Origin of the sequence: Chitinophaga sp. (genome assembly GCF_035564935.1) — a bacterium.
GTDB lineage: Bacteria > Bacteroidota > Bacteroidia > Chitinophagales > Chitinophagaceae > Chitinophaga.
On record NZ_DATMTE010000124.1, the window covers coordinates 1 to 10,028 of the forward strand.

The window sequence follows — 10,028 nt, forward strand, 5'->3', positions numbered from 1 at the left end:
TTCGTAATATGTTTATAGTCATATTATTAAAAGAGATTACTGCGGTGATTTCGCTTTGGCTTTTCATCTGCAGATCGTTGTTAATTTGGCATTAAATACCACGAAAGGGTGGTAACTTCGTTAACAAATCATTACTTTTGACTATTGATCGATTTTGTTTTCATTACATAACAATAGCAGTAAAATGGGGTACATAAAAGAGAAATTCAAGGTTAAAGCAGATGAACTTAACATTGAAGTAAAAGACCTGGTAAAGAATCACGGCACCAAAAAAATTGAGGACGTAACACTGGCACAGGTTTATCAGGGTATGCGTGGCATCACCGGCCTGGTAACGGAAACTTCCCTGCTGGATGCCAATGAAGGAATCCGTTTTCGTGGATATTCCATCCCTGAATTGAGGGAACATTTGCCTAAAGCGCCGGGTGGCGCAGAGCCATTACCGGAAGGTTTGTTTTACCTGATGCTGATCGGAGAATTGCCTACTGAAGCGGATGTGCAGTATCTGTCCAGCATGTGGGGCCGTCGTTCTCATGTACCCAACCACGTTTTTGATGCTATTGAAGCACTTCCTATCACCACGCACCCCATGACCATGTTCAACGTGGGTATCATGGCGCTGCAAACAGAATCCGCTTTCGCCCACGCTTACGCTGAAGGAATAAATAAAAAAGATTACTGGAGCTACACTTACGAGGATACCATGAACCTCATTGCCCGCCTGCCGCGCATTGCAGCATATGTTTACCGCCGCAAATATAAAGGTGGTCAGCATATTCAGCCAAACGGCATGCTCGACTGGGCCGGTAACTTTGCACATATGCTCGGTTACTCCGATGAAGGATTCAAGGAACTGATGCGCCTTTATATGGTGATCCACGCCGACCACGAAGGTGGTAACGTGAGCGCACATACGACACACCTTGTAGGCTCCGCCCTCAGCGATGCTTACCTCTCTTTCGCCGCCGGTATGAACGGCCTGGCCGGTCCTTTACACGGCCTTGCTAACCAGGAAGTGATCAAATGGATCCTCCAGATGCGCGAGGAACTGGGTGGTGGCGTTCCAACTAAAGAACAGATTGAAGCATACGTACGCAAAACTTTATCTGAAGGTAAAGTAGTACCGGGCTATGGCCATGCTGTACTGCGTAAAACAGATCCACGCTTCACCGCACAAATGGAGTTCGCGAAAAAACATCTGCCCAATGATGAACTGGTGAAAATTGTATGGCAGGTATATGAAACCGTTCCTCCTATCCTGCAGGACCTTGGTAAAGTAAAAAATCCATGGCCTAACGTAGACGCCCATTCCGGTGCATTATTGGTACATTACGGTCTTGTTGAATATGAATTTTACACCGTATTGTTTGGCGTGTCACGCGCATTAGGCGTACTGGCTTCCCTTTGCTGGGACAGGGCGCTCGGACTTTCCCTGGAAAGACCGAAATCTGTTACCACCGAGTGGATGAAACAGTTCGTGGAAGGAAAAGTAGATGCAATAGCCGAATAGTTTTAATAATTGTTTTTTTAGTAAAAGAGGCAAGTGGTGAATTTTTACCATTTGCCTTTTTTATTTTTGTTGTTCACCAAAAACGGAATAGCCATTTCTACTTTTACCGCCATATTATCCAACCCGATAGAATACCTGAAAGGAGTGGGCCCGCAGAAAGGAGAACTGCTGCGCAAGGAAATCAAAGTATATACCTTCGGCGACCTGCTGCAATATTTTCCTTTCCGTTATGTGGATCGTACCAGGATCGATAAAATAGCCTCCCTCAGCGGCTATGAAGATTTTGTGCAGATCCGGGGGAAGATCGTGAACATGGTAGTAATGGGAGAGAACAGGGCGAAAAGATTAGTGGCCACGTTTAAAGACGAAACCGGTACCATTGACCTGGTATGGTTCCAGGGCTGGCAATGGATGCAGAAATCGCTCCGCGAAAATGTGGCTTACCTCGTATTCGGCAGGATCTCCGTATTCAATGGCGTTACCCAGCTGGCACACCCGGAGCTGGATCTGCTCACCGAAGAAATAGCCACCGGCAAACAATTCCTGGAACCGGTTTATTACACCACAGAAAAACTCAAAGCCCGCGGACTAACGGCCAAGGCTATAGGAAAACTGACAAAGAACCTGCTGGAACAATTATCTCCCCTGGAAATCAGGGAAAATATTCCGCTGGATATATTACAGCAGTACCGGCTCATGCCAAGGTCTATGGCTTATTTCAGGATACATATGCCTGCCAGCGAAGACGATGCACGGCTGGCGCAGCGACGCCTGAAATTTGAAGAACTGTTTATCGCACAAATCCGTATATGCAGGTTAAAACTCAAAAGACATAAGCAATCGCATGGATTTGTATTCGGTGCAGTGGGCGATTCTTTTAATCAATTCTACAACAATCATCTTCCCTTTTCCTTAACAGGCGCACAAAAAAGGGTATTGAAAGAGATACGCACAGATACTGTACACGGAAGGCAGATGAACCGCCTCCTGCAGGGAGATGTAGGCAGCGGTAAAACAATGGTGGCCCTGCTCACCATGCTGCTGGCAAAAGATAACGGTTTCCAGGCCTGTCTCATGGCGCCCACTGAAATCCTGTCGCAGCAGCACTTCAAAGGCATTGCTGAATTGCTGGAACACATGGATGTAAAGGTAGCCCTGCTCACCGGTAGCATCAAAGGCAAAGCCCGGAAGCAGATCCTGGCCGGCGCCCTCGATGGCAGCATCGATATCCTTGTAGGTACGCACGCCCTTCTGGAGAAAGAAGTAGAATTTAAAAACCTGGGAATGGCCATCGTAGATGAACAACACCGCTTTGGGGTGGCACAACGGGCACGCCTATGGGAAAAAAACACGATCCCGCCGCATATCCTGGTTATGACGGCAACGCCTATACCAAGAACACTGGCTATGACCATCTACGGCGATCTCGATGTATCGGTGATCGATGAAATGCCCCCCGGACGTAAACCTATTACCACGGTTCACCGTACAGAATACCAGCGCCCGCAGGTAATGGATTTTATAAAGGAAGAAGTGAGAAAAGGAAGACAGGCTTACATAGTATACCCGCTGATCGAAGATTCCGAGAAGCTGGACTATGAAAACCTGATGAAAGGATATGAAGAAGTGAAAGCCTTTTTCCCCGAACCGCAATTCTATATCAGTATGGTGCATGGCCGCCAGCCGGCGGAACAGCGCCAAGCCAATATGCACCGCTTTGTTACCGGCGATACCAATATCATGGTAGCCACCACTGTTATTGAAGTTGGAGTGAACGTACCCAACGCTTCGGTAATGGTAATAGAAAGTACGGAACGTTTCGGCTTATCGCAGCTGCACCAGCTGCGCGGAAGGGTAGGACGCGGAGCGGAACAGTCGTTCTGCATACTTATGACAGGCAATAAATTAAGCCAGGATTCCCGTGAGCGGATCAACGTAATGGTGCAAACCAACGATGGCTTCATTATTTCGGAGAAAGACATGGAACTCAGGGGCCCCGGCGATATTGAAGGCACCCGCCAGAGCGGGGTGCTGGATTTTAAACTGGCAGATATCGTGGCAGACAAACCAATCCTGGATGCTGCCCGCGCCAGCGCTGAAAAGATCCTGGAAGAAGATACCGACCTGCTTTTGCCTGAGAATCAGGCATTAAAAGAATTTTTGGCGGCCCAGAGAAGTAAATCTATCTGGAGTAAAATTTCCTGATGGTTTTTACGTTTATTAACTGATGGATGAATAAAAAAAGTATAAAGCTGCTGAAGCTGAGATTCACCTTGTTTCCCATTTAGCCTATTGTACCTCAATTCAGAAGTTTTGTGCTATTCCCGACCGTAACAATTTGAGTGGCTTCTGCGTTTAATAGTATTATATTAGTTTTTAAGAATAAAATAAATCTGATCCCGTTGAAATTTACCTTCCCGACCGGCCTTATTGGATGGATGATTTGCTTTTTGTTCACCGGACGATCCGCCCAGGCGCAGCAGCAACGTGCGAACTTCACACCCCTGAATTTTATTGAGAACAAAGGCCAGTGGGATAGAGATATCATCTACCGGACAGAACTGGATGGCGCTGCTATCTTTCTCAAAAAAACAGGATTCACTTTCCTGATGATGAACCAGGAAGACCTGTGGAACCTCAACGAGCATGTTCACGGTCACTCTCACCGGGCAGATACCGTATTTGTTCCCAAAAGCAGCGTTAAACCGGTACAGCCCCAGCCAGGCAACGGCCAGTCGCCTCCGCGGCCGGGTAAAATCCCTGATGTGCGCGGGCATGCCTACAGTGTTACTTTCGTGAATGCCAATCCCAATGTACAGATAGCGCCTGAAAAAGAACAAGAAGCCAAAAGCAACTATTTCATTGGTAACGACCGTACTAAATGGGCCACCGGCGTAGGTTCCTTCCAGGGCATTAACTATAACTCGCTTTATCCCAATATAGATGCGCACGTTTACTCGGAAGGTTCCCAGTTGAAGTACGACCTGATTGTGCATCCCGGCGCCAATCCCGATAATATCCAGATGTTATACGAAGGCGCTACCGGCATGGAACTGAAAAAGGGACAGCTGTATGTGCATACTTCTGTGGGAGATGTAATTGAACAACTGCCTTTTGCATATCAGTATATCGATAATCAGCGTGTAACCGTTAAGGTGTCCTATAAATTGAGCGGTAATAAACTGGGTTTCAAAATATCCGGGGAATATAACCCGTCTTATCCTTTAGTGATAGATCCTATCTATGTATTCTCTACCGTATCCGGCTCCCGTACGGATAACTGGGGTTTTACCGCTACTTACGATGACGCCGGTAATTTGTACGGCGGTGGTATTGTGTTTAATCCGGGCTACCCGGTAACAACCGGGGCTGTGCAAAGCGTTTACGGCGGTGGGTTTTTCGATATCGCTATTTCCAAATTCAACCCCAACGGCACCCGGCTGGTATACGCCACTTACATGGGTGGCAACGGCCTGGAACAACCTCATAGCTTATTTGTAGATCAGCAGGGCAACCTGGTGATCTCGGGCAGAACCACTTCCAGCGACTATCCCAGTACTGCTGTAAAGGGAACCCGCGGAGGATGGGATATTGCCATTACCAAAATAAATGCAACGGGCAGCGCCATCATCGGTTCGCTGATCATTGCCGGCACCGAAGACGATGGTGTGAACATGCGGGTCGACCGCCAGTACGGCGACTGGGTACTGCTGCGGAACTACGGCGACGACGCCCGCAGCGAAGTGGTAGTGGATGATGCAGGTTATATCTATGTAGCCAGCTGCACCCGCTCCACTAATTTTCCTGTAACTGCCGGCGCCTTCCAGGGAACCAACAAAGGCTCACAGGATGCCGTGATCATGAAAATAAACCCGCTCTGCCAGGACCTGGTTTGGGCCAGTTACCTGGGCGGCTCCAAAGAAGATGCCGCTTATGTAATTGCATTGAATGGTCTCAATAGTCTTTATGTAGCCGGTGGTACTGCCAGCGATGACTTCCCGGTAACGGCAGGTAGTTTGTACCCCCAATACCGCGGCGGCGTATGCGATGGCTTCGTGGTACATATCTCCGGCGATGGAAGAACCATCACCCAGGGAACTTTCCTCGGATCAATCAATCCTGCTGCCGACCAGGTATATGGTATCCAACTGGATAAAAACGGGTTTGTGTATGTAATGGGCACCACGGAAGGAGCATGGCCTGATAAACAAGTCAGCGCTAACGGATACAATGAAGACGGACTGCAGTTTATTGCCAAATTACAGCCAAACCTTTCGGCATTTGTATATTCCACTACCTTCGGCCGCAAAAGAACACTGGTTTCTTCTCCCAATATTTCACCTACTGCTTTCCTGGTAGACCGCTGCGAAAACGTGTATGTGTCCGGATGGGGCGGAGGTATCAATGTTGGCGATCATTACCCCAATTCGGGAACTAGCGGCTTAACCACCACCAGCGATGGATTGCAGCGCAGTACCGACGGGATGGACTTTTACTTTTATGTGCTGCAGCGCGACGCGGTGAGATTTAGTCCTACCCAGGGCCCGCTGTACGCCAGCTACTTTGGCGGCAACGGTTTGTACGAACACGTTGATGGCGGTACCAGCCGCTTCGACCGTAACGGGATCATTTACCAGGGCATTTGCGCCTGGTGCAATGTAAGCCAAAGCGGTTTCAAACCACGGTACCCCACCACGCCGGGCGCCTATTCCAGTACGCCGCCGGCAAACTGTAACTTCGGCGCATTAAAGATTGCCTTTAATCTTGATGGGGTGAAAGCAGGCGCAAAAACGCTGGACCGTCGCACCAACTACTGCGTGCCGGAAACAATCACCTTTGTGGATACCACCCGCCTGCCGGGTAAATCATACCAGTGGCTCTTCCCGGACGATGGTACTGTGCTGAACCTGGGTCCTGAGGGAGATACAGTGCAGCATACCTTTAACAAGACCGGTACCTTCCGTGTAAGGATGGTGAAATATGATCCGTCGAGCTGCAACGGTTCAGATACCGCTTATGTAACCGTGAAACTGGGCAACAACAGGGCAGTTCTACAGTTTGAAGCCAAACGCCAGGATCCCTGCGACAGCCTGAAGTATCTGTTCACCAACGAATCCACACCGGCCGCCAATTTCAGGGATAGTTCATTTATCCTCGACTATGGCGATGGCACACCGCCATTCTATACCGGGATAGATACTTTCCCGCTGATCCATTATTATAAAAATGCAGGCATCTATAATGCTACCCTCACACTGGTGGATACCAACTTCTGTAACGCGCCGCAAACAATCACCTACACACTTCGTGTAGCCCAGAACGTAGTGGCTAAGTTTACAGATCCGGGAACCATTTGCGTAGGCACGGAATTACAGATGGATAATACTACCGAAGGCGGTGAAACATTTACCTGGACCTTTGAAGACGACGGTTCCGTTTCACACGATCCTTACCCGGTACATAAATTCAATAAGGCCGGCCGCTGGAAAATTACCCTTGAGGTGGATGATCCGAATACCTGCAATAAAAGGGATGCCATTACACTGGAAGTAAATGTGGCGGCGCCACCCACAGCAGACTTTGACTTTTCGCCTACCAAGGCAATTGAAAATACGCCGATACAGTTCCTGAACGGTTCTTCCGCAAATGCTATACATTACCTGTGGAATTTCGGAGATGGGGATACTTCTTCCCTCGCCAATCCTACACATCAATACCTGAGAACAGGTACGTATAATGTGTGCCTCACTGTTACTAACGCGGAAGGATGTACGGATACAAAATGCCAGGAAGTAAGCGCTATTGTGGTACCGTTGTTTGATGTACCGAATGCATTTGCGCCAACCGGTAAGAACAATGTGTTTTATGTAAAAGCATTTGGAGCTACCAAATTCAATCTTAAAATATTTAACCGTTGGGGACAATTGGTTTTTGAAAGTTCAGATCCCCTGATCGGCTGGGACGGCCGGTTTAAGGGAAATCTACAACCCATGGATGCTTATGCATATATCGTAAACCTGGAGTTTACGGATGGCACTAAAGGCAGCAGATCAGGAAGTGTAACCTTGTTAAGATGATGAGCCATGAATCAGATCGTTAAATTATCAACATGTCTGGCAATTTTATTAATTGTTTCAATGAGTGGAGCGTATGCGCAGGACCTCCATTTTTCACAATTCTTTAATTCGCCATTGACAACTAACCCTGCCAATACCGGGTTTATCCCGGACGGCAACTACCGTATTGGCATTAATTACCGCGATCAGTGGACCAGCGTTCCCATTCCATACAAAACAATGTCGGCATATGGTGATTTCCAGTTATTCCGCGACCAGCTGGAATATGGCTGGGTAGGTATTGGCGGGGTATTGCTCCGCGATGTGGCTGGCGCCGGGAACCTGACTTCTACCAAAGGATATGCTTCTATCGCTTATCACCAGCTACTGGGGTTCAGCAGCTTATTGTCTGCCGGCTTTAACGTGGGCTCCGCCGGTAAACGGGTGGATATCACCAAGCTCACTTTTGCTGATCAGTGGAATGGTAAATTCTTTGATTCGCAGATCCCTACCGGTGAACCTATCACCCAAAGCAGCGTCAGTTATTTCGACCTGCAGGCAGGACTGAATTATGCTTATTTCCCAACGGATAATATTTATGTAAATGCAGGCTTCTCTGTACAACATATCAACACACCCAGGGAAACCTTTTTCGACGGCAACAATGTGGTGCCCCGGCGTTATATCGGGTTCTTAAACGCCAGTTTGAAGATGAGTGATAAAGTGATCCTGAACCCCGCCGCCTATTACGCTACGCAGGCCGGTGCACGGGAGCTGATGCTGGGAGCTAATGCCGCCTATAACCTTTCCGGCGACGGCGTGCAGCAGCTCTACGGCGGTATTTACTACCGTGCCAACGATGCGGCTATTTTCCTGGTAGGCTACCAGATCAACTCCATAAAGCTGATGTTTAACTACGATATCACTACTTCCAGCCTGTCTGCCGCCAACAACCGGCGCGGCGCTTATGAAATAGGTATTGTTTATACGGGGCTTTACAGCAACCGTACTTTTAACAACGCCAGGAGATCTACGATCTGTCCTTCTTTTTAAAGGCCGGGATATTACCAGAACCGGCATTATGATTATTTTTGTTCCATGACAACGTTTAATAAAGTAACTGCCGCTCATGTAGCGGCATTACGCGAAATAGCAGGCGACCAATACGTACTGGCCGACGAGGAAAGTATGAGCCGTTATGCACAGGATGAAACCGAGGATCTGCATTACCTCCCGGAAGTAGTGGTAAAACCGGATACCACGGAACAGGTAAGCCGGATCATGAAATTGTGCAGTGAAGCCCTGTTACCCGTAACGCCCCGTGGCGGCGGTACCGGCCTTAGCGGGGGAGCGCTGGCGCAGTTCGGAGGCGTGCTCATTTCAATGGAACGGTTTAACCGGATCACCCTGATCGATGAAAGAAATCTGCAGGTGATCACAGAACCAGGCGTGATCACGGAAGAGTTACAGAATGCCGTAAAAGAAAAAGGATTGTTTTACCCGCCAGATCCGAGCAGTCGCGGTACCTGCTTTATTGGCGGCAATATTGCAGAGAACTCCGGTGGCCCTAAAGCCGTAAAGTACGGTGTGGTAAAGGACTATGTGCTGAACCTGGAAATGGTGCTGCCTGGCGGTGAAGTGATCTGGACCGGCGCCAATGTACTGAAAAATGCCACCGGTTATAATCTTACACAATTGGTAGTGGGCAGTGAAGGCACGCTGGGCATCGTTACCAAAATTGTATTACGCCTAATTCCGTTACCCAAAACAGACCTGTTGATGCTGGTGCCTTTCCGCTCTGCCGAAAGCGCCTGTGCAGCGGTGAGCGCTATTTTCCGCGCGGGTTACACGCCTTCTGCCATGGAGTTTATGGAACGCGACGCCCTTGAATGGGTTACGCAATATGTGCAAAGCAGCGCAGTAAAAATTGAAGACGATATACAGGCGCATCTGCTCATTGAAGTGGATGGCAACTACCCTGAAGTGCTGATGCAGGAAATGGAAGGTATTGCCGGTGTAGTGGAAGGTTTTGATATCGGGGAGATATTGTTTGCCGAAGATTCCCAGCAGAAAGAAGAACTTTGGAAGCTGCGCCGCCGGGTGGCGGAAGCGGTAAAGGCAAATTCCGTTTACAAGGAAGAAGATACCGTTGTACCCCGTGCGGAACTGCCTGTATTATTGAAAGGAGTGAAAGAGATCGGGAAAAGATATGGATTCCATTCAGTATGCTATGGCCACGCCGGCGATGGCAACCTGCATGTGAATATTATCCGGGGCTCGCTTACGGAAGAACAATGGAATGGTACCCTCACGGAAGGTATACGGGAAATTTTTCAGCTGGTGAAAACATTGGGTGGTACCATCTCCGGTGAGCATGGTATTGGCCTGGTGCAGAAGAACTATATGGATATTATTTTTGACCAGACCTCCATGCAGCTTATGAAGCAAATAAAACAGATCTT

At 48.5% G+C, this 10,028-nt stretch carries 5 protein-coding genes; all 5 read left to right on the forward strand.

Annotation, left to right across the window (positions count from 1 at the left end; all coding sequences use genetic code 11):
* The first annotated feature begins 184 nt into the window (after window positions 1-184).
* Window positions 185-1,510 (forward strand): citrate (Si)-synthase, eukaryotic, encoded by a 1,326-nt coding sequence (locus VN105_RS03310; RefSeq protein ID WP_325637900.1) that lies wholly within the window; start codon window positions 185-187, stop codon window positions 1,508-1,510.
* A gap of 51 nt (window positions 1,511-1,561) precedes the next feature.
* Entirely contained in the window at window positions 1,562-3,715 is a 2,154-nt protein-coding gene (gene recG, locus VN105_RS03315) for an ATP-dependent DNA helicase RecG (RefSeq protein ID WP_325637902.1), read from the forward strand.
* A 197-nt stretch (window positions 3,716-3,912) separates the two neighbouring features.
* Window positions 3,913-7,587: a PKD domain-containing protein gene (locus tag VN105_RS03320; RefSeq protein ID WP_325637904.1), complete on the forward strand. Its 3,675-nt coding sequence runs from the start codon at window positions 3,913-3,915 to the stop codon at window positions 7,585-7,587.
* 6 nt (window positions 7,588-7,593) lie between these two features.
* Window positions 7,594-8,619, forward strand: a complete 1,026-nt coding sequence (locus VN105_RS03325; protein WP_325637906.1) for a PorP/SprF family type IX secretion system membrane protein — start codon at window positions 7,594-7,596, stop codon at window positions 8,617-8,619.
* Window positions 8,620-8,664: 45 nt separating this feature from the next.
* The coding region (locus VN105_RS03330; protein WP_325637908.1) for an FAD-binding oxidoreductase at window positions 8,665-10,028 on the forward strand (1,364 nt) is incomplete at its 3' end.

What these genes read in the sequence shown, in the direction of transcription:
- VN105_RS03310 (WP_325637900.1), top strand. Translation starts at nt 185, where the DNA reads ATGGGGTACATAAAAGAGAAATTCAAGGTTAAAGCAGATGAACTTAAC.
- VN105_RS03325 (WP_325637906.1), top strand. Translation starts at nt 7,594, where the DNA reads ATGAATCAGATCGTTAAATTATCAACATGTCTGGCAATTTTATTAATT.